Source organism: Arthrobacter sp. WCS2018Hpa-7 (assembly GCF_031843805.1).
In the GTDB taxonomy this organism is placed as follows: Bacteria; Actinomycetota; Actinomycetes; order Actinomycetales; family Micrococcaceae; genus Arthrobacter.
The window spans coordinates 68,916-89,497 of the sequence record NZ_JAVTJB010000011.1 but is presented as its reverse complement, the minus strand read 5'-3'; the positions used below and the strand labels follow the sequence as shown (position 1 = coordinate 89,497).

Below are 20,582 nucleotides of genomic sequence, written 5' to 3'. Positions count from 1 at the left end.
GGAGTCAGCCGAGCAGCACGCTCGCGTGGAGCCCGCCCGTGGCAAAGCCAAGGCTGCGGGCCATCGCGAGTGCCCCGGTATTGCTGACGTCGGCCTTCCATTGCAGGGTCAGGCCCGCGGCCAGGGCTTCATGGGCAGCGATGGACGCGGCCAGGGTCCCCAGGCCGCGGCGACGCCACGGAGGTGCCACCAGAACGCCCATGTTGGCCAGGATGCCTTCCCATTCGGAGTAGGCGCCGCAGGCTACAGGGGTGGGTGGTGCCTCGTCAGGGTGCATGATGGTGAACCGGTGTTCGAGCCCCTGCAGCCCCACCTCATTGACGTCGTCCGGAGGACACAGCGCTTCGAGGCTGATGGCTTCCGGGTTGCCCCTGGAGACTGTGAGGTCTTCGGAAGGTTGTTGAAGGGGCAAATCGTCGGCGAAGAACAAGGCCGTTGATCCCCGCCCGTGCCCTCCGTGGGACCGGGTCAAGGTCAACAGCGTCACGTGTTGGGCGAGCTCTGTATCAGGAAGTCCGACGGCGGCGTCCAAGGCCCACTGCGGTCCCACCAGTGCCGAAACTCCGAAGAGCCTGAGGAAGACCACCGTCCCGGCTGATTCGTCCACGCGGGTGATGCGGTGTGCGGGATCGCCGGGGTCGACCGTCGAGTTGGCGAGCCGGGCTGCTGCGGTGGCGAAAGCGTCGTCGTCGAGCCCCAAATGGCGAGCCCACGCCAGCTGGATAATGGCAGCGGACGTGGGCTCAAGAGTCATGGATTCAGCCTAGCCGACTAGCCGAACAGCACCGACGCTTCGTCGTAGCGGTGCTGCGGCACGGTCTTGAGCTTGCCCAGGGCTTCCTCGAAGCCGACGTGGGAGATGTCCGTTCCCTTCAGGGCCACCATGGTGCCCCAGCGGCCTTCGACCACCGAATCGATGGCCGCCATGCCCAGCCGGGTAGCCAGGACGCGGTCGTAGGCGGTGGGGACGCCGCCGCGTTGGATGTGTCCCAGGATCGTGGCGCGGGTTTCAATGCCCGTGCGGGCCTCGATCTCGGGGGCCAGCTGGTCAGCGATGCCGCCCAGGCGGGGACGGCCAAAGGTGTCCAGGCCGCGCTCGGAGTGCGGGGACTCCATGTGGTCCGGAACGAAGCCCTCGGCCACCACTACCAGCGGTGCACGGCCACGATCGTGGGCTTCCTGGACCCACTCAGTGATCTCCTCGATGCTTGCCTTCTGCTCGGGGATCAGGATGGCGTGGGCGCCGGCGGCCATGCCCGCGTGCAAGGCGATCCAGCCGACATGGCGGCCCATGACTTCGGCGATCATGCACCGGTGGTGGGACTCGCCGGTGGTCCGGAGGCGGTCGATGGCCTCCGTGGCGATCTGGACTGCAGTATCGAAACCGAAGGTGTAGTCGGTGGCATCGAGGTCGTTGTCCACGGTCTTGGGGACGCCGACGATTTTCAGGCCGGCGTCAGTGAGGCGCTTCGCCGCCGCCAGGGTGCCTTCGCCGCCGATGGCGATGATCGCGTCAATGCCCAGGCGTTCCATATGGGCTTTGATGACGTCCGGGCCACCGCCGTTTTCGAACGGGTTGGTGCGTGACGTGCCCAAGATGGTGCCACCCTGCTTGGCGATACCGCGGACCATGGTGCGGGGGATGTCTATGACATCACCTTCCACAACACCACGCCAGCCGTCATGGAAGCCCACAAATTCCTGGCCGTGGATGGCGATGCCCTTGAGGACAGCACCCCGGATCACTGCGTTGAGGCCGGGGCAGTCGCCACCGCTGGTAAGAATGCCAATTTTCATGTTTGCTCACTCATGGCTTGGAGGAATACGTGCAGAGCGCCACGCTGAGCTCCCCATGATTGTAGACGCGCATGTGGGGTGGGACACAAACGGTTACTTTTGAACCCGGCAGTGCGGTATTGGAAATCTGGCCGAAAACAAAGGAAGCGCCCCGCCTGGTGGCGGGACGCTTCGCGTGCTTTGTGACCGGGATTTACCGGGAGCGCTGGCTGATGAACGATTCGAGGGCGATCTTGTTGTTCTGGTCCGGCAGGAGCAGCCAGCCCAGGATGTAGACCACGAATGCAGGCCCCGGGAGCAGGCAGAAGAGCAGGAATGCTACCCGGACGTAGGCCACGTCCACCCTGAGCTTTGCCGCGATTCCTCCGCAGATGCCGCCCAGCCAGCGTTGCGGTCCACGCTTCAGGCCGAAGCCCCTGACGATGCTGAAGAACTTGTCCATGGCTACAGACTTCCCTGTTGTGGTTGCTTTGTCACTTCGTAGTGGTTACTTTTTTGGAACCCTTGCGGGCGGAGAGGAGTCCACCCACCACCAAGGCCGCTCCTGCGCCGATCATCAGGCCTATCAGCACGTACGTGCCGTTCAGCGTCACCCAACCGAGCGTTGAGATGACAATCAAGGCAGCCAGGGCTATCACGATCAACCCCCACACCACGGTGCCGATCCGGGCTTGCCGGGGTTCGTCGTCGTCCGCGTGCTCCACCTGGAAGCTGCGCTCCAGCGGTGGCGTCAGCGGGATTTCCTGGAGCCGTGGCTTCGGGAGGGCCTCGGTGGGACGGGTTTCCTTCGGGAGGGCCTCGGTGGGGTTTGTTCCCTTGGGCAGAGGTGCCGTGGGCTGGGTTTCGTTGGCCTTGCCGGGCTCGTTGGTGCTCATGTCAGTTTCCTTCCTGGATGGTCACGTTGCTGAACGTGCCGTCGATTTCCACCACGAGGTTGGCTCCGGGCTTCCCGGTGTTGTACAGGGTCCGCTCGTCCTGGAGCCGGCCGCCGCGGTCAGAGCCGCGTTCATTGAGGTTGCCGAACGTCATGTCCGCCCTGACTTCCACGGGCACGTCGTCGGGAATGATGACCGTGACGTTGCTGGCGGTCGCGTCCACGGGGATCAGGACTTCGGAGATCAGGGGAGGATTCATGGTGATGTCGCTCAGGTCCACCACGCCTTGGGCGCCGGTGACGTCGATCCCTTGCCGTGCTTGCTCCAGGGTTGTGGGTGCCCAGTTGACGTCGTGGAAAGTAAACCGGTCGCCGTCCCTGGGGACCACGTTGAAGATCCCGCCAATGATGAGGGCAGCTACTGCGAGGAAGCCAAGGAACCCTGAGGTCCTGCCCCGGAGCCCTGCGACCAGGATGCCCAGGCCCAGGACTGCGGCGCCGGTGGCCCACACCACGGCGTTGGCGGAGTTGCCCAAATCAATGACGTTCCCGGCGTCGAGCGCTTTCAACGTACCGCCGGCCAGCAACGCAGCACCGGCAGAGACTGCCACGATCGCTGCCCCGGGTCCCTTGCGCTTGGGGGCGGCGGGCTTGGGCTGCCAGTCCTGCGGGGGAGTGGGGCCCTGCGGCGGACGGGGGCCGGACGGATTGGACGGGCTGTAAGGACCCGACGGCGTGTACGCACCCGACGGCGTGTAAGGACCCGACGGCGGCGCGGCGCTTGCACCATGACCATGCGGTTTCGTGCCGGGCTGGCCGGCGCCATAGACAGGGACGCCCGTGTTGGTCGCAGCCGAAGCCCCGTAGGCGGCAGGCGGCCCGTAGGAGGTTGGGGTTCCGTACGCGGTGGCCTTGCCGGGTGCTGCGGCGTAGTTCTGCCGGCTCATGGGCGGAACTCCCTTCGGGGCCTTGTTGCGTTGAACCAGGAAGTAGATGAGGTAGAAGACGCCACCCATCCAGAACAGCGTCCAGAACAGGCCGGGCAATCCATCCCAGCCCCATCCCCAGAATCCGCGGCCCAGGCTCGGGAGGCCGATGATCGTGGTGATCAACGCGCCGGTCATGCCTCCGGACCAGCGGCCTGCAGCTGCTTCCTGGACGTGGATGCGTCCATCGGGCTCAGGCAGGAGGGCCCAGGCAATGCCGTACAGCAGCACCCCTACGCCGGCGAAGACTGCCAGGACAATGAAGATGCCCCTCACAATCAGCGGGTCGATGCCGAAGCGGTGGGCCACACCGCTTGCGACGCCGCCAATCCAGCGGTCCGGTCCGCGGCGGATGCCTTGGTTGCGGATCCAGTCGAAGAAGTTCTCCTGGGACGTGGCCGGAGCGGCGCCGGCCGGCGGGTAGGTGCCGTTGTCCGGACCAGTTCCCGCGGAAGCGCCGGCGGTGGGCTCTTGCTGTGAGCCGGAGGTGCCGGCAGTGCCTGGCGTTCCGGGTTCCTCTGGATTCATGCTGTTCGCGTTCATACTTCGATCCTGCCGCCCCACCCGTCCTTCCCTCTACTGGGGGATACCCTGAATGATCCCTGAGAGACCCCCGAACAACGCTGGTTTCCGGTCCGGGTAACCCTTATCCGTGTTTGGATTGGTACATGACTACCGCTGTACAACGCCCCGTGCTGGTCCGCAGCAGCGACCGCGTGATTGCCGGCGTCTGCAGTGGACTGGCCGATCACTTGGTCTGGCCGGTCAAGTTCGTCCGGCTTGGCATGATCCTGGCGTGTTTCGCCGGCGGCGCAGGTGTGGCCTTCTATGCGTGGCTGTGGACCATGGTTCCCACCGCGGACGAGAACGCCAAGCGCAATGCCCGCCGTCCGGCGTCGCCCATTGCTCCTGCCGTGAGCCTGCCGCCCGTACCAGGGCCCCGTGGTGAAACCACGCCTGCCGGCTTCACGACAGGCGCTGGTGGTCACCAGGCATCGAAAACGTACGACGCCGGATCCTCGCCATCGGCGGCCGGCGCACCTCCTGTCCTAGGTTCTGTCCCGGTCGGCGGGCCGTTTTCGGGGGCAGCTGCTGAGCGCCCGGTCTCCGGCAGCGGCGACGTCCAGGGCCGTGGTTCGGTTCCCGCTGCTGGACCTGCAGGATTCGGCAGTCCGTCTGCCGCGTGGGACTGGGCGGGCAGCGGCGCTGGGGGAGGCTTGGCATCCTGGTTCTCCTCACGGCGCATCCAGTATGGCAAGGAAATCCTGCTTGGCGCGGCTCTGCTCCTGGTGGCCGCCATCTTGGTCGCTCGCCAGTTCGGCGTCGACGTTCCCCTGGGGACCCTCATACCGGCCGCGGCCATCCTGGGCGGTGCGGCGATCGCCTGGATGCAGCTCGACGAAACCCGCAGGGCCGGCTTGGTGGACAAGACGAAGGCCGATCAAGCGGGCGGGTGGGTCCGGCTGGCGGCCGGCCTGGCGCTGGTGGTGGCTGGCGTCCTGGTCATGGTGTCCGGCTCGGGATCGTGGGAACAGACCTGGCTGGCGTTGTTGGCGTCTGTGGCCGTCCTGGGCGGCGTAGCGTTGGTCCTGCTGCCCTGGGGCCTCAAGTTTTGGAAGGACCTGGAAACTGAACGGGCAGGACGCATCCGCGAGACGGAGCGCGCCGAGATTGCCGCCCATCTGCACGACTCCGTACTGCAGACCTTGGCGCTGATTCAACGCAGGGCGGGGTCGGAACAGGACGTCGTGCGGCTTGCCAGGGCACAGGAACGCGAACTCCGGGCCTGGCTTTTCAGTGATGCAGCCAAGGAATCAGGGCTCCTGGCCGAGCGCATCAAAGCGGTCGCAGCGGAGGTCGAAGACTCCCAGGGCCACGCAGTGGAGGTGGTGGCCGTGGGCGACACGGACATGACGGAACGGCACGAGGCCATGGTGCAGGCAGCCCGGGAAGCGATGCTCAACGCCGCACGGCATGGCGGCGGAACGGTGTCCGTGTATGTGGAAAGTACTGCGGGCACCACGGAAATCTTCATCAAGGACCGCGGTCCCGGCTTCGATCCCGATGCTGTTCCGGACGACAGGCTGGGCGTCAAAGAATCGATTATTGGCCGGATGAAGCGGCACGGTGGCGCAGCAACCATCAGCAGCAGCAGCGACGGGACGGAAGTCCGACTGACCCTGCCGTCCGCCAACGGCGACGCGGGCGAACAGCGGAACAATGAAGCCCGGAATGGAGAAGCGAAGCAATGAGCACCAATCCCCAGAGTGGTCCAGAACGCACGGTGCGGGTGGTGATCGTGGATGACCACACCATCTTCCGGTCCGGGCTGAAAGCCGATCTCGATGCCCGCATGGACGTTGTAGGAGAAGCCGGAACGGTGGAGCAGGCCATCGCCGTCATTGCCGAAGCCCGCCCGGAGGTAGTGCTCCTGGACGTTCACCTTCCCGGCGGACTGGGTGGTGGCGGCCGTGAGGTCATTGCTGGATCGGCCGCGTTGCTGGGAACCACCAGTTTCCTGGCGCTCAGTGTTTCGGACGCGGCCGAGGACGTGGTCTCTGTCATCCGTGCCGGTGCCCGGGGTTATGTCACCAAGACCATCTCCGGCAAAGAGATTTCCGATGCCGTGATCAGGGTGGCCGATGGCGACGCCGTCTTTTCGCCGCGGCTTGCGGGCTTCGTGCTGGATGCGTTCGGCACTGCTCCGGCAGATATCGCGGACGATGAACTGGACAAGCTTTCTGCACGCGAACTCGAAGTCATGAGGCTCATTGCGCGGGGATACAGCTATAAGGAAGTCGCCAAGGAACTCTTCATTTCCATCAAGACCGTGGAGACCCACGTTTCCGCCGTCTTGAGGAAGCTCCAACTCTCCAGCCGGCACGAGCTCACCAAATGGGCGGCCGAGCGCCGCCTCCTCTAACGCTCACTCACTTCCCGTCGGGTTTTCCCGATCGCTCTCGCACCTCCCGCGCCTTAAACGCAAACGCTCTCCCACCGGCCGTGGTGGAAGAGCGTTTGCGTTGGCTGGTTGCTACTTGGCCTTGCCCAGGAATTCCTGGATACGGCGGACACCTTCGGCGAGGTCTTCGTCGCCCAATGCGTAGGACAGGCGGACGTAGCCGGAGGGACCGAACGCTTCGCCCGGAACCACGGCTACCTCAACCTCGTCGAGGATCAGGGTGGCGAGTTCCGCAGAGGTAGAGGGACGGACAGGACCGTTGGAGGTCTCAAATTCCTTACCCAGCAGCCCGCGGACGTCCGCGTACACGTAGAAGGCGCCGGTCGGCGTCGGGCATTCAACGCCTTCAATGGCGTTGAGGCCGGCCACGATCGCTTTGCGGCGGCGGTCGAAGGCTACCTTCATTTCGTCGACGGCGGTCAGCGGACCCGTGAGGGCAGCGGCGGCGGCGACCTGCATGATGTTGGAGACGTTGGACGTCGCGTGTGACTGCAGGTTGGTGGCTGCCTTGATGACGTCGGCCGGGCCAATCATCCAGCCCACACGCCATCCCGTCATGGCATAGGTCTTGGCCACACCATTGAGGATGACAACTTTGTCGCCCAGTTCCGGTGCGGCAGTGGCGATGGAGGTGAACTCCACGCCGTCATATGTCAGGTGCTCGTAGATTTCGTCCGTGACAACCCAGAGGCCCTTGGACGCGGCCCATTTGCCGATCTCCGCAACCTGCTCCGGGCTGTACACGGCGCCGGTGGGGTTCGACGGGGAAACGAACAGCAGGATCTTGGTGCGGTCCGTCACGGCTGCTTCCAGCTGCTCGACAGTCACCAGGTAACCCTGTTCCGGACCGGCGAAGACCTCAACGGGCACGCCGCCGGCGAGCCGGATGGCTTCCGGGTAGGTGGTCCAGAACGGGGTGGGGATGATGACCTCGTCGCCCGGATCCACCAACGTAGCGAAGGTGTTGTAGACCGCCTGCTTGCCGCCGTTGGTCACCAGGACCTGGGAGGGGTCAACCTGGTAGCCGGAGTCCCGCAGGGTCTTCTCTGCGATGGCCTTCTTCAGCTCAGGGAGGCCACCGGCGGGGGAGTAGCGGTGGTACTTCGGCTGGCTCGCAGCTTCTATGGCAGCCTGGACGATGTAATCCGGGGTGGGGAAATCGGGTTCCCCGGCACCGAAACCGATCACGGGACGGCCCGCGGCCTTCAGTGCCTTGGCCTTGGCGTCAACGGCAAGGGTGGCGGACTCGGCAATGGCGGAGATTCGCTGTGAAATGCGGGCGGTAGTTGTTCCGGCAGACATCTATGTACCGTTCTTCGCAGGCAGCTCGTGGGCTGGATGATGGGATTCGACGTAAACTACCTTATGCTGTTCTGCGGACCTCCCGGGTGCCCGCCGGACTTTGTGACTGATAATGCTGGTCACAGGTTTTTGGGGCTGGGAGGACCGGAAATGGGCCGGTTCGACTATCGCGAAATTCTTGCGTAGACTGGTTCACCGGTGTTGAAAAGCACCACAGGCTGAAGTGCGGCCTGAAACATGGATTTGATCCATAGGGTAGTGGCGCAATTGGTAGCGCAGCGGTCTCCAAAACCGCAGGTTGCAGGTTCGAGTCCTGTCTGCCCTGCGCAAGCTGTCCCGGCGGAAACGCCGGGGCAAGCGCAGCAACCATGGCTCTGATCAGAGTCGGGTCAACGACTTTGCAAGGTGAGTGAGGATCAGGTGACCGAAACAGCTGCCAGCAGCTCGAAGGGCCGTCCCGCCAAGAAAGCCGATCGTGGCTTCTTCGCCCGTATTGCTCTTTTTGTCCGCCAGGTCATCGGTGAACTGAAGAAGGTCGTTGCTCCCACCCGCAAGGAACTGATCAATTACACGCTCGTGGTGCTGGTGTTCGTGGCCATCATGATGCTCATCGTCACCCTTCTGGACCTGGCCTTCGGCACAGGAGTCAGCTGGGTCTTCGGTGGGTCAGGCGCTACGGACCGCTAAGCGGATCTGTCCGCAAACTGTGTGAAATTCCTTGGTAGTTCAGGGATTTTGCGGGGTTTGCGGAATTGAGCCATTTAAATAGGCATGTTAGGCAATGAGGAAGCAGGAGACCAAGTGTCTGAGCAGGAGCTCGAGGTAAACGAGACTGAGCTGGAAGAAACTGAGGGCGCTGCAGTTGAGGCTGCGGAAGAGTCCGAGGTTGATTCTGCTGCGCCCGAATCTGCCGACGCCGACGATTCCGAAGAGGACTTCGAAGCTGACGTGGACGCCGAGTCTGATGAGGCGTCCGGCGATGTTGCAGACGACGATGCTTCGGAAGAGTCCGACGGCGACGACCTGGCAGCCGCTGCTGCTGCAGCTCCGGCCGATCCGGCCGAAGAATTCAAGGGCAAGCTGCGCCGCCAGGAAGGTGACTGGTACGTCATCCACTCCTACGCAGGCTACGAGAACCGCGTGAAGGCAAACCTTGAGACCCGCATCCAGACCCTGGACATGGAAGATTACATCTTCGAAATCCAGGTCCCCATGGAAGAGGTCGTCGAGATCAAGAACGCGCAGCGCAAGGTCATCAACCGCGTTCGCATTCCCGGCTACGTCCTGGTCCGCATGGATCTGACCGACGCCTCGTGGGGCGCCGTTCGCCACACGCCGGGTGTCACCGGCTTCGTGGGCAACGCCCACAACCCCGTGCCGCTGCGCCTTGACGAGGTCTTCTCCATGCTTGCCCCGGTCTTCGAAGAAGAGCAGGCAGAGCAGGGCAAGCCGGTCAACAAGCAGAACCAGGCTCCCGTGGCCGTCGACTTCGAGGTCGGCGAGTCGGTCATCGTCAAGGAGGGCCCGTTCGAGACCCTTCCGGCAACGATCTCCGAGATCAAGCCCGAGTCCCAGACCCTGGTGGTCCTGGTCTCGATCTTCGAGCGCGAAACCCCGGTGACGCTCGCATTCAACCAGGTCACCAAGATCTAGCTGATTCCAAAATTTCGCTCCAGTCCTGCCTGCTTAGCAGTTCGGGAGCGGCCGGCCGCCTCGCCATGGCGGCCAAAAACCTGGGACGCGCTCCTGTGCCCCAGGAAGCTATTGAGAGAAGGACCCTACATTGGCTCCCAAGAAGAAGGTCACCGGCCTCATCAAGCTGCAGATCCAGGCAGGTGCCGCTAACCCGGCCCCGCCGATCGGTCCTGCGCTTGGCCAGCACGGTGTCAACATCATGGAATTCTGCAAGGCGTACAACGCTGCAACGGAATCCCAGCGCGGAAACGTTATCCCGGTGGAAATCACGGTCTACGAAGACCGTTCCTTCACCTTCATCACCAAGACCCCGCCGGCTGCAGAGCTCATCAAGAAGGCTGCAGGCGTCGCCAAGGGTTCAGCTACCCCGCACACCGTCAAGGTTGCCAAGCTGACCCAGGCACAGGTCGAGGAAATTGCTTCCACCAAGATGGAAGACCTCAACGCCAACGACATCAAGGCTGCTGCCCTGATCATCGCCGGCACCGCCCGCTCCATGGGCATCACCGTAGAAGGCTAGTAGTCTTCGAAGGCCCTTGTGGCCTTCACCCGCCGGGCAACCGGCATCTGAAACATTTGAAATGTCGCAGGATCCTTGCCGGATCCACGACTGTGGCAGGGCCCAGCGCGGTCCGCAGACCACAACTGCACAAGGAGAAACAGCAGCATGGCAAAGCGCAGCAAAGCATATGAGGCAGCCGTAGCCAAGATCGAGGCAGACAAGGTCTACGCCCCGATCGAAGCCATCACCCTCGCGAAGGACACCAACCCTTCCAAGTTCGACGCCACCATTGAGGTAGCTTTCCGTCTGGGCGTTGACCCGCGTAAGGCCGACCAGATGGTTCGTGGCACCGTCAACCTGCCGCACGGCACCGGTAAGACCGCCCGCGTCCTCGTTTTCGCAACCGGTGACAAGGCTGAAGCAGCAATCGCTGCCGGCGCCGACTTCGTTGGTTCCGATGACCTGATCGAAAAGATCGCAGCCGGCTGGACCGACTTCGACGCCGCAGTGGCAACCCCTGACCTCATGGGCAAGGTTGGCCGCCTCGGTAAGGTCCTCGGCCCGCGTAACCTCATGCCGAACCCGAAGACCGGTACGGTTACCCCGGACGTCACCAAGGCTGTCAACGACATCAAGGGTGGCAAGATCGACTTCCGCGTAGACAAGCACTCGAACCTGCACTTCATCATCGGCAAGGTTTCCTTCGACGCCAACAAGCTGGCCGAGAACTACGCAGCTGCACTGGAAGAGGTGCTTCGTTTGAAGCCGTCCGCTTCCAAGGGCCGCTACATCCAGAAGGCTACCGTTGCCACCACGTTCGGTCCGGGCATCACCGTTGACCCGAACGTCACCAAGGTTCTCACCGACGCGTAAGCTTCGCGAGCACTGGCTCTGATAAAGGACCGTCCGGCTACGCCGGGCGGTCCTTTTTCTTGCCTTGTTCCCTGTTCACCGGCAGTGGTGAGCCGTAGGCTGTGGTGCGTGTCGTCGTCGAACGTTCCCGCCCTTGCCGGGTTGTCCGTAGAACGGATTCCGGTCCCGAAAAGCCCCGACGCCATGGGGGCGCCCGATTTCCGCGCCTTCCATGACCTGGACGTCGCCCATCACATGGATCTCTGGGGCAGCCTGGACCGTTGCTCCACGCTGGCCGAGGCTGTCCTCTACTGGCAGGGCAATGAATACGAAGAGCGGCACGTCTTCCTTGTCCGCCTTCATGGAACCGTCGTGGGCAGGGGCACGCTGACCTTGCCGCTGAGCGAAAACACGACGACGGCGGGTGTGGACGTCCTGGTGGACGCCGGTTATCGTCGGCGCGGCATTGGGACGAGGATCCTGGCGGTGCTGGAGCAACTGGCCCGCGAGCGGGAGCGCGTGTCCATTGACGCGTTTTGCTCGGAGCCAATGAGGCTCCTCATCCCGGGTGGGGAGTTGCTGGAGGCAAAGTCCGGCACGGGTGGCGTCCCGCTGGATTCGGCGTCCACCGGCTTCGCCCTCCATCACGGCTATTCCCTGGAGCAGGTCGAAACCAACAGCACGCTGGCCCTTCCGGTCGGGGAAGCGCTCTTGAAGGACCTTGAAGAGCAGGCAAGCAAGCGGGCCGCTGGCTACAGCTTCATTGAATGGCAGGACCGCTGTCCTGATGAGCTCTTGGACGTGTTTGCCAAGCTCAAGAGCCTTATGAGCACCGAGGTTCCCATCGCAGGACTGGGCTGGGAAGGCGAGGAGTGGGATGGCAACCGCGTCCGTGTCGAGGAATCAACCTGGCTTGCGGGTGGGGTCGCTTCCATGGCGGCTGTTGCCCGCCATGACGCCTCGGCGGAGTTGGCGGCGTACACCATCCTCACCCACCGCGAGGCCACCCCGGGCATGGTCTACCAAGAGGACACGCTTGTTGCTCCGGGGCACCGGGGCCATGGCCTTGGGATGCTGGTCAAGATTGCCAATCTTCGCCGTATTCAAGGGATCTGGCCGGCCGCCACGTCCGTGATGACATGGAACGCTAATGAAAACCGGCATATGCTGGCCATAAATATCGCCTTGGGGTTCAAGCCTTCCGGCTTTGACGGCGAATGGCAGAAACGGCTGGAATGACTGTAGACGAGACGAAGACCGTTCAAGTCGAGCAGCTGTGGGTGCCTGACACCTTGGACAGCCCGGACGCTGCTGATTTCCTGGATGCCGTAGAGGTAGGGCGCCGGGTACGCATGGAGACCTGGGGGAGTGACGACCTCGCCTATACGCCCTTGGAAAAGCTGTTGGAGCTTTCTGATCCCTACGAGCGCCAAGTCATTCTGGTGGCAAAAGTAGAGGGCGTCATTGTGGGCACGGTGGATGTTGCCCTGCCCTTGGCGGACAACCTGGACCTGGCTGAATTCACCTTGGACATCCTTCCCGAGTATCAAAGCCAGGGCGTCGGACGACAGCTTTTGGAAGCCGCCGAACAACTGGCCCGGTCTGAGGGCCGCATCATGGCCTTGGTGGACACCAACCATCCTGCAACATCACTGACTGAGGTACCCGAGGACCAACTGATCCCTGGAAGCGGTGCGGGTTTTGTTCCCGTGAGCAGCAGGGAAGTGGACTTTGCCAAACGCGCCGGCTACACCCTGCAGCACATTGAGCAGTTCAGCTCATGCGTGCTGCCGCTGGATTCCAAACTTGTGGGTGATCTGCAGCTCGAGGCCGAAGAAGCCAACGGCGGACGGTACACGCTGCACCACTGGACTGACCGTTGCCCCGATCCTTGGCTGGAAGCCGTGGCCGTACTGGAGAATGCTGCTGGCGAGGTAGTCCGCGACGAGGGAGATGAAGACGCGCCTGAAGTCGAAGCGAGCGGGATGGTTTTCGACGTAACGGTACTGCGCGAAACTGAGGATGCCGCAATGGCGCAGGGCCGGCGCACGGTGGTGACCGCCGTCGAGCACACCGAGAGCGGACGCTTGGTGGGCCTGACCACCATCAGCGTCCTTGCGCACCGCCAGGACGTGGTTTTCCAGGACGACACCTTGGTCCTCCAGGAACACCGGGGTAACAAGCTGGGCTTGCTGATCAAGGTGGCCAACATGGAAAGGCTCAGCGAGCAGTTCCCTGATGCCCGGGTGATCTACACGTGGAACGCGCCCGAGAACCGCTACCTCCTCACGGTGAACAAGCAGTTGGGATTTACGACGGCGGGCGTCACCGGACTCTGGCAGAAGGAACTTCCCGGTCGGGGTAAGGACACGACGTCGTCGGACTAGTCCGCCGTCGATTTGGTTTGGGGAACACTCTCCCGTAACCTTGAACTACCAAAGACCGTCGGTTGATGGGAATCCACTCTTTCGAGCGAAGCTCAATTCTGCAGCTACGCCCTTGAGGCTAAAGTGAATTCCTTGACGAAGGACCCTGAACATAGGGCGGCCGGCGCAGGTGAACGAAGCAAGTCTCCACGGATTCAGTCTGTGTTGAGCCAAGCCCCGTGCATCTGCGCGGGGCGTTTTTTCGTTTTAGCTCTCGTGAGCGGGGACCCGGAAGACCGGCTTTATTCCCCGGAAGGAGGGTTATGACAACGCCTAGCAAGATCTCCGCAGTTGCAGAGATCACCAACGATTTCAAGGAATCGAACGCGGCTGTCCTGACCGAATACCGCGGGCTCACTGTTGCACAGCTCAAGGAACTGCGTGTTGCGCTCGGCCAGGACACCAAGTTCTCGGTCGTCAAGAACACCCTGAGTGCCATTGCAGCCAAGGAAGCTGGAGTTGAAGCATTCAACGATCAGCTCGCCGGCCCTACTGCAATCGCCTTCATCAAGGGTGACGCTGTTGCTGCTGCCAAGAGCCTGACGGACTTTGCCAAGGCCAACAAGCAGCTGGTTATCAAGACCGGCGTCTTCGAAGGCAAGGCATTGGACGCAGCAGGAGTTGCCGCACTGGCAGCCCTCGAGTCCCGCGAACTGCAGCTTGCACGCGTTGCTGGTGTCCTCAAGGCTCCCGCATCCGCTGCTGCTCGCATCATCGACGCCCTGCGCCTCAAGCTTGAAGAAGAGGGCGGCGCATCTGCACCGGCCGCTGAAGAAGCTCCGGCCGCTGAAGAGGCTGCTGCTGAAGAGGTTGCGGCCCCGGCCGAAGCCGCTGAAGCTGCAACCGAAGAGAACTAAGTTCTCCCCTCAATCAAACTCTGGTGCATGGACCGGTTTAGCCCGGATCTGCACCAACTAATGGAAGGACGCCACCATGGCGAAGCTCAGCAACGAAGAGCTCATTGAAGCTTTCAAGGAACTGACCATCATCGAGCTCTCCGAGTTCGTCAAGCTCTTCGAAGAGACCTTCGAAGTTACGGCTGCTGCAGTTGCAGTTGCCGGCCCCGCTGCCGGCGGTGCTGCTGAAGCTGCTGAAGAGAAGACGGAATTTGACGTCATCCTCGAAGCTGCTGGCGACAAGAAGATCGCAGTGATCAAGGAAGTTCGCGCCATCACCTCCCTCGGCCTCAAGGAAGCCAAGGATGTTGTTGACAGCGCACCGAAGGCTGTTCTCGAAGGCGCCACCAAGGAAGCTGCCGAGAAGGCCAAGGCTCAGCTCGAAGAAGCTGGCGCAACGGTTACCCTCAAGTAACTCGTTTTGCTTGGGGAAGCCCCGCCCGCTCCGACTAAGGAGCGGGCGGGGCTTCCTGCGTTTAACGAACCCAAGTAAGTAGCAGAAGATGCCGTTCTGAGCGGTCAGAACGGCATTAACTGCTACTTAGTTGGGTTCGCTGATGTCCGCTACTATCGCGCCCAGCGCGGCGGTGAGGGCGTCGGCGTCCACGAAGGCACTGCGGCCGTGGGCACCTGCGCCCATGGAGATGCGACGCCCTGTGATGGTGGCGTCCGCGTAGACGGGCCACGGCGTGGTGCTGCCCAAGGGCGTGATGGTTCCCCGCTCGTATCCTGTGGCGGCCAAGGCGACGTCGGCGTGGGGGAGCGAGAGCTTGTTGACACCCACCAGCGCGCGCAGCTTCGGCCACGAGATCTGGCGGTCCCCGGGAATCAGCGCGAACAGGAAGCTGCCATCGCGGTGCTTGACCACCAACGACTTCACAATGTCCGCCGGGCTGATGCCCAGGATGCCGGCAGCTTCTTCGAGGCTGCGCGCTGCGGGACGCTCGACGACGTCAACGTCCAGACCGCGGGCGGCAGCATCGGACAGGAACCTCTCAGCACCGTCCGTCACAGGTTCATTCACGTCGGCTCCACCAGTCCTCGTTTCGAAAGTCAGTCCAGGTTCCGTCGTCAGTCGCGGTACAGGAGGAGGGCTTCACCCTGGCCGCCACCGCCACACAGCGACACTGCGGCCTTGCCTGTTCCCCGGCGCTTGAGTTCGTGCGCTGCATGCAGCGCGAGCCGTGCGCCGGATGCCCCGATGGGGTGGCCCAGCGCAATGGCGCCGCCATGGATATTGCACTTCTCCAGCGGATAACGCAGGTCCTTCAAGGATTGGACCGCCACCGAGCCGAAGGCCTCGTTGATCTCAATGAAGTCCAGGTCCTCCGCTTCCCATCCGGCCCGCTTCAGCGCTTGGGCAATGGCGTTGGATGGTTGGGAATGCAGAGAGTTATCCGGGCCGGCAACCTGGCCCGGCTTTCCTACAACAGCCAGGTAATCCAGGCCGTTGTCCTTGGCGAACCGGCGACTGGTCAGCACCAGTGCGGAGGCGCCGTCGGACAAGGGAGAGGAATTGCCGGCCGTGATGGTGCCGTCCGTAGCGAACGCGGCCTTGAGCGGTGCCAGGGTTTCCACTGTCGTGTTGGGGCGGACGCCTTCATCCGTACTGAGGACCAGCGGATCGCCCTTGCGCTGCTTGACCCTCACCGGAGCAATTTCGACGTCGAATGTTCCGTCCGCGATGGCGGCAGCGGCACGCTGGTGGGAAGCAGCGGCAACTTCGTCCTGGGACTTGCGGTCAATGCCGAGGGTGACGTTCTTGGTTTCTGTGGACAGGCCCATGGATTGTCCGTCGAAGGCGTCAGTGAGTCCGTCGTGGGCCGCGACGTCCAGGGCCTGGATGGCACCGTAGGTCCAGCCCTGCCGGGAGCCGGGCAGGAGGTGCGGTGCGCGCGTCATGGATTCCTGGCCGCCGGCCACCACTACGGTGGCGTCGCCGCTGCGGATCATGCGGGCGGCATCAATGACTGCAGTGAGTCCGGAGAGGCACACCTTGTTGATGGTGACGGCAGGGATGTTCCACCCAACGCCGGCCGCAATAGCGCTCTGGCGGGCCGGGTTCTGACCCGCTCCGGCCTGGAGGACCTGCCCCATGATCACGGCGTCCACCTGTTCGGCTTTCACGCCGCTGGCCGCCAAGGCTGCGGTGATGGCATGTGCACCAAGGTCGACGGCGGTGAACCCCGCCAATTGCCCATTGAGCCGACCCTGTGGGGTGCGGGAAGCGGCAAGGATGACAACGTCATTGTCGTCAGCGGAGTTGGTCATGGTCTCTCTTCCGATCCGGGAGTGGTGGTGCAAGGCTATCGCGGGGCGTGCGCCAGCCTACCCTTTCAACGGTTGTGCCTGTCGTGGCATTCCATCGGGATGCTGTGGAGGCCTTTGCTTAGGTGCCTGCAGCAACGGTGCTTGCAATCACGGACGATCTGGGGTAGACAGGAAGGCTGCTTTGCCGTATTGTAGATATTTGCGTCTTCCCTGTTAACCTTCAGCCTTCATATAGCGGTGGGCTTTACCTCTCAGCTGCGCCATTGACGTGCCGTTCCTTAACGTGCATAGCCAATGAGTGGACTGGGTCCGGGTCATATAGCGGAACCGGAATAAGTATCCTGCGGAGCACTCTGCGGGATGCAAACGGGGGAGATCTGAAAACGCCTGAAGGTCTGTGGAAGGATCCCTCTTGGTCGCCTCGAGCACCTCTAATAACGAAACCGCTAACACGGCAAGCACCGATGGTGCCACCCGCCGCCTCTCATTCGCAAAGATTCACGAACCGCTTGATGTTCCGAATCTTCTCGCCCTGCAGACAGACAGCTTTGACTGGCTGGTCGGAAACGAACGCTGGCAGGCGCGGGTAGCGAAGGCTGTCGAGGAGGGCGACCTCAGCGTCGCCACCACCTCCGGACTTGCCGACATCTTCGAAGAGATCTCCCCCATCGAGGACTTCCAGGGCACCATGTCCCTGAGCTTCTCCGAGCCGGAGTTCGCTGACCCGAAGTACACCATGGCCGAATGCAAAGACCGTGACGCCACTTACTCGGCACCGCTGTATGTCAAGGCCGAGTTCATGAACAACAACACGGGCGAAATCAAGCAGCAGACCGTGTTCATGGGCGACTTCCCCCTCATGACTGAAAAGGGAACGTTCGTCGTCAACGGCACCGAGCGTGTCGTTGTCTCCCAGTTGGTCCGTTCGCCGGGCGCCTACTTTGAGCGCACCGCTGACAAGACCAGTGACAAGGACATCTTCACTGCGAAGATCATCCCGTCCCGTGGTGCATGGTTCGAACTCGAAATCGACAAGCGCGACCAGGTCGGCGTTCGCCTCGACCGCAAGCGCAAGCAGTCGGTCACGGTTCTCCTGAAGGCCCTTGGCTGGACCGAAGGCCAGATCCTGGAAGAATTCGGCCAGTACGACTCCATGCGTGCAACGCTGGAGAAGGACGCCACCGAGACCCGCGAAGACGCGCTTCTGGATATCTACCGCAAGCTGCGTCCGGGCGAGCCGCCCACAGTCGAGGCTGCCCAGTCCCTGCTGGACAACCTGTACTTCAACGCCAAGCGCTACGATCTTGCCAAGGTTGGCCGTTACAAGATCAACCGCAAGCTCGGCATCGACCGCTCCCTTGGTGACAAGGAAGCCTCGGTCCTGCACGTTGAAGACATCGTTGCCATGATCAAGTTCCTCGTTGCGCTCCACGCCGGCGAGAAGACCCTCATGGGCAAGCGCGACGGCGAAGACCACGAGCTCCGCGTCGACGTCGACGACATCGACCACTTCGGCAACCGTCGCATCCGCGCCGTCGGCGAACTGATCGAGAACCAGGTCCGCACCGGCCTGTCCCGTATGGAACGCGTCGTCCGCGAACGCATGACCACGCAGGACGTCGAGGCCATCACGCCGCAGACCCTGATCAACATCCGTCCCGTTGTTGCAGCCATCAAGGAGTTCTTCGGAACGTCCCAGCTGTCGCAGTTCATGGACCAGAACAACCCGCTGTCGGGTCTGACCCACAAGCGCCGCCTGTCGGCACTTGGCCCGGGTGGTCTGTCCCGTGACCGTGCAGGCATGGAAGTTCGAGACGTTCACCCGTCCCACTACGGACGTATGTGCCCCATCGAAACCCCTGAAGGCCCGAACATTGGTCTGATCGGTTCGCTGGCGTCCTACGGCCGCATCAACCCGTTCGGCTTCATCGAGACGCCGTACCGCTTGGTCGCGGAAGGCGTCGTTTCCGACGAGGTCCAGTACCTGACGGCCGACGACGAAGCTGAGGTCCTGATTGCACAGGCCAACGCTCCGCTGGATGCTGACAAGAAGTTCTCTGAAGAGACCGTCCTTGTCCGTGCACGTGGTGGTGGAGGCGAGCCCGTTCTGGTTCCCGCTGCCGAGGTTCAGTTCATGGATGTTTCCCCGCGCCAGATGGTGTCCGTGGCAACAGCCCTGATTCCGTTCCTTGAGCATGACGATGCAAACCGTGCACTCATGGGTGCCAACATGCAGCGCCAGGCCGTGCCGCTGGTCCGTTCCGAGGCTCCTTTCGTGGGCACCGGCATGGAGCGCGCAGCAGCCGTTGACGCCGGTGATGTTGTCATCGCGAAGAAGGCAGGTGTGGTCACCGAGGTTTCCGCCGAGCTGGTTGTCATGATCAACGACGACGGTACTGAGACCAACTACCGCATCAACAAGTTCGCCCGTTCCAACCAGGGCAACTGCTACAACCACCGTGTCCTGGTCAACGAAGGCCAGCGCCTGGAAGTTGGCGGCATCATCGCTGACGGTCCCGCAACGGACCAGGGTGAACTGGCCCTCGGTAAGAACCTGCTCGTGGCATTCATGTCATGGGAAGGCCACAACTTCGAGGACGCCATCATCCTGTCGCAGCGCATTGTTGCTGAGGATGTTCTTTCCTCCATCCACATCGAGGAGCACGAAATTGATGCCCGCGACACCAAGCTTGGTGCCGAGGAAATCACGCGTGACATCCCCAACGTGTCCGAGGAAGTCCTTGCAGGCCTGGACGAGCGTGGCATCATCCACATTGGTGCTGAGGTTGAAGCCGGCGACATCCTGGTCGGAAAGGTCACCCCTAAGGGTGAAACCGAACTGACCCCGGAAGAGCGCCTTCTCCGCGCCATCTTCGGTGAGAAGTCCCGCGAAGTCCGCGACACGTCCCTGAAGGTGCCCCACGGCGAGTCCGGTACGGTCATCGGCGTGCGCGTCTTCGACCGCGACAACGACGACGAACTGCCCCCGGGCGTGAACCAGTTGGTCCGCGTCTACGTTGCAGCCAAGCGTAAGATCACCGACGGCGACAAACTCGCCGGCCGTCACGGCAACAAGGGTGTTATCTCCAAGATCCTCCCGATCGAGGACATGCCCTTCCTTGCAGACGGTACCCCGGTGGACATCGTCCTGAACCCGCTTGGTGTTCCGGGTCGAATGAACGTTGGACAGGTCCTGGAAACCCACCTTGGTTGGGTTGCCAAGACCGGTTGGAAGATCGAAGGCGAGCCGGAGTGGGTCAAGAACCTGCCCAACCTGCCCCGTGAAACCGGCCAGACCACCGTTGCCACCCCGGTGTTCGATGGCGCCCGTGAAGAAGAAATCACTGGTCTGCTTGACTCCACCAACGTGACCCGCGACGGCGACCGCCTGATCGATTCCTCCGGCAAGACCCGTCTGTTTGACGGCCGCTCCGGCGAGCCGTTCCCGGACCCGATCTCCGTCGGTTACATGTACATCCTGAAGCTCCACCACTTGGTGGACGACAAGATCCACGCGCGCTCCACCGGCCCGTACTCCATGATCACGCAGCAGCCGCTGGGTGGTAAGGCTCAGTTCGGTGGCCAGCGCTTCGGTGAAATGGAAGTGTGGGCGCTCGAAGCTTACGGTGCCGCCTACACGCTTCAGGAACTCCTCACGATCAAGTCGGATGACATCCATGGTCGTGTGAAGGTCTACGAAGCCATCGTCAAGGGCGAGAACATCCCTGAGCCTGGCGTTCCCGAGTCCTTCAAGGTCTTGATCAAGGAAATGCAGTCGTTGTGCCTGAACGTGGAAGTTCTTTCCACGGACGGAACCACGATCGAAATGCGTGACTCTGATGACGCAGTCTTCACGGCTGCGGAAGAACTGGGCATCGATCTGTCTCGTGCAGAGCCCAGTTCCGTAGAAGAGGTCTAGCAGCTGTTCCGGCGGGCAGCCTCAACACCTGTCCGTCGGAACAGCTCCCTCTTCCCGTAACCAAGACTTCAGAATTTAGAGAACAAGAGAGAACAGGGAC

General features: G+C 62.5%; 19 protein-coding genes and 1 tRNA gene. 12 read left to right on the top strand and 8 right to left on the bottom strand.

The genetic code is table 11. From position 1 onward, the window contains the following. Positions 1-4 precede the first annotated feature (4 nt). The 5 genes from RQH14_RS13540 to RQH14_RS13520 form a co-directional block, all read right to left on the bottom strand. Positions 5-754, bottom strand: coding sequence for a GNAT family N-acetyltransferase (locus RQH14_RS13540; protein ID WP_311213698.1), 750 nt, complete (start codon positions 752-754; stop codon positions 5-7). A 17-nt stretch (positions 755-771) separates the two neighbouring features. After that, a complete protein-coding gene (locus tag RQH14_RS13535; protein ID WP_311213697.1) occupies positions 772-1,797 on the bottom strand; it encodes an ATP-dependent 6-phosphofructokinase in 1,026 nt (341 codons plus the stop codon). A gap of 193 nt (positions 1,798-1,990) precedes the next feature. Then, complete coding sequence (locus tag RQH14_RS13530; protein ID WP_026539791.1) at positions 1,991-2,239, bottom strand: PspC domain-containing protein; 249 nt, start codon at positions 2,237-2,239, stop codon at positions 1,991-1,993. Positions 2,240-2,270: 31 nt separating this feature from the next. After that, positions 2,271-2,672: a hypothetical protein gene (locus tag RQH14_RS13525; RefSeq protein ID WP_311213696.1), complete on the bottom strand. Its 402-nt coding sequence runs from the start codon at positions 2,670-2,672 to the stop codon at positions 2,271-2,273. Between the two features lies 1 nt (position 2,673). After that, positions 2,674-4,200, bottom strand: coding sequence for a PspC domain-containing protein (locus RQH14_RS13520; protein ID WP_311213695.1), 1,527 nt, complete (start codon positions 4,198-4,200; stop codon positions 2,674-2,676). Between the two features lie 125 nt (positions 4,201-4,325). On the opposite strand from RQH14_RS13520, the gene RQH14_RS13515 reads away from it, so the two are divergent. Next, positions 4,326-5,909 carry a PspC domain-containing protein gene (locus tag RQH14_RS13515; RefSeq protein ID WP_311213694.1) on the top strand — a complete coding sequence of 528 codons (1,584 nt, stop codon included), beginning with the start codon at positions 4,326-4,328 and terminating at the stop codon, positions 5,907-5,909. Beyond that, positions 5,906-6,580, top strand: a complete 675-nt coding sequence (locus RQH14_RS13510; RefSeq protein WP_311213693.1) for a response regulator transcription factor — start codon at positions 5,906-5,908, stop codon at positions 6,578-6,580. Before RQH14_RS13515 ends, RQH14_RS13510 begins: the two co-directional genes overlap by 4 nt. Positions 6,581-6,691: 111 nt before the next feature. Here the strand turns inward: RQH14_RS13510 and RQH14_RS13505 are convergent, their stop codons facing one another. After that, positions 6,692-7,921 (bottom strand): pyridoxal phosphate-dependent aminotransferase, encoded by a 1,230-nt coding sequence (locus RQH14_RS13505; protein ID WP_311213692.1) that lies wholly within the window; start codon positions 7,919-7,921, stop codon positions 6,692-6,694. Between the two features lie 252 nt (positions 7,922-8,173). On the opposite strand from RQH14_RS13505, the gene RQH14_RS13500 reads away from it, so the two are divergent. From RQH14_RS13500 to rplL, 9 genes are all read left to right on the top strand, one after another. Beyond that, positions 8,174-8,246: transfer RNA gene (locus RQH14_RS13500), tRNA-Trp, on the top strand. An 80-nt stretch (positions 8,247-8,326) separates the two neighbouring features. Further along, on the top strand, positions 8,327-8,608 hold the full coding sequence (gene secE, locus RQH14_RS13495; protein WP_024817604.1) for a preprotein translocase subunit SecE: 282 nt from the start codon (positions 8,327-8,329) through the stop codon (positions 8,606-8,608). Between the two features lie 114 nt (positions 8,609-8,722). Then, a complete protein-coding gene (nusG, locus tag RQH14_RS13490; protein ID WP_311213691.1) occupies positions 8,723-9,574 on the top strand; it encodes a transcription termination/antitermination protein NusG in 852 nt (283 codons plus the stop codon). Between the two features lie 130 nt (positions 9,575-9,704). Further along, positions 9,705-10,136 carry a 50S ribosomal protein L11 gene (gene rplK, locus RQH14_RS13485; RefSeq protein ID WP_011775609.1) on the top strand — a complete coding sequence of 144 codons (432 nt, stop codon included), beginning with the start codon at positions 9,705-9,707 and terminating at the stop codon, positions 10,134-10,136. A gap of 147 nt (positions 10,137-10,283) precedes the next feature. Continuing rightward, positions 10,284-10,991 (top strand): 50S ribosomal protein L1, encoded by a 708-nt coding sequence (gene rplA, locus RQH14_RS13480; protein ID WP_089595811.1) that lies wholly within the window; start codon positions 10,284-10,286, stop codon positions 10,989-10,991. A gap of 108 nt (positions 10,992-11,099) precedes the next feature. Continuing rightward, positions 11,100-12,209: a GNAT family N-acetyltransferase gene (locus RQH14_RS13475; RefSeq protein ID WP_311213690.1), complete on the top strand. Its 1,110-nt coding sequence runs from the start codon at positions 11,100-11,102 to the stop codon at positions 12,207-12,209. After that, the gene (locus RQH14_RS13470; RefSeq protein ID WP_396136300.1) at positions 12,188-13,357 is read left to right on the top strand and encodes a GNAT family N-acetyltransferase; all 1,170 of its coding nucleotides are present in this window, start codon (positions 12,188-12,190) and stop codon (positions 13,355-13,357) included. The genes RQH14_RS13475 and RQH14_RS13470 overlap by 22 nt, the downstream gene beginning before the upstream one ends. Positions 13,358-13,659: 302 nt before the next feature. Continuing rightward, positions 13,660-14,253: a 50S ribosomal protein L10 gene (gene rplJ / locus RQH14_RS13465; protein WP_011775605.1), complete on the top strand. Its 594-nt coding sequence runs from the start codon at positions 13,660-13,662 to the stop codon at positions 14,251-14,253. A 76-nt stretch (positions 14,254-14,329) separates the two neighbouring features. Beyond that, positions 14,330-14,707 carry a 50S ribosomal protein L7/L12 gene (rplL, locus tag RQH14_RS13460; RefSeq protein WP_024817599.1) on the top strand — a complete coding sequence of 126 codons (378 nt, stop codon included), beginning with the start codon at positions 14,330-14,332 and terminating at the stop codon, positions 14,705-14,707. A 126-nt stretch (positions 14,708-14,833) separates the two neighbouring features. On the opposite strand, the gene RQH14_RS13455 is transcribed toward rplL, so the two are convergent. Next, positions 14,834-15,316 carry a YbaK/EbsC family protein gene (locus tag RQH14_RS13455; RefSeq protein ID WP_311213688.1) on the bottom strand — a complete coding sequence of 161 codons (483 nt, stop codon included), beginning with the start codon at positions 15,314-15,316 and terminating at the stop codon, positions 14,834-14,836. A 47-nt stretch (positions 15,317-15,363) separates the two neighbouring features. Further along, positions 15,364-16,563 carry an acetyl-CoA C-acetyltransferase gene (locus RQH14_RS13450; RefSeq protein WP_311213687.1) on the bottom strand — a complete coding sequence of 400 codons (1,200 nt, stop codon included), beginning with the start codon at positions 16,561-16,563 and terminating at the stop codon, positions 15,364-15,366. Between the two features lie 412 nt (positions 16,564-16,975). On the opposite strand from RQH14_RS13450, the gene rpoB reads away from it, so the two are divergent. Then, positions 16,976-20,482 carry a DNA-directed RNA polymerase subunit beta gene (rpoB, locus tag RQH14_RS13445; protein WP_311213686.1) on the top strand — a complete coding sequence of 1,169 codons (3,507 nt, stop codon included), beginning with the start codon at positions 16,976-16,978 and terminating at the stop codon, positions 20,480-20,482. The last annotated feature ends 100 nt before the right edge of the window (positions 20,483-20,582 follow it).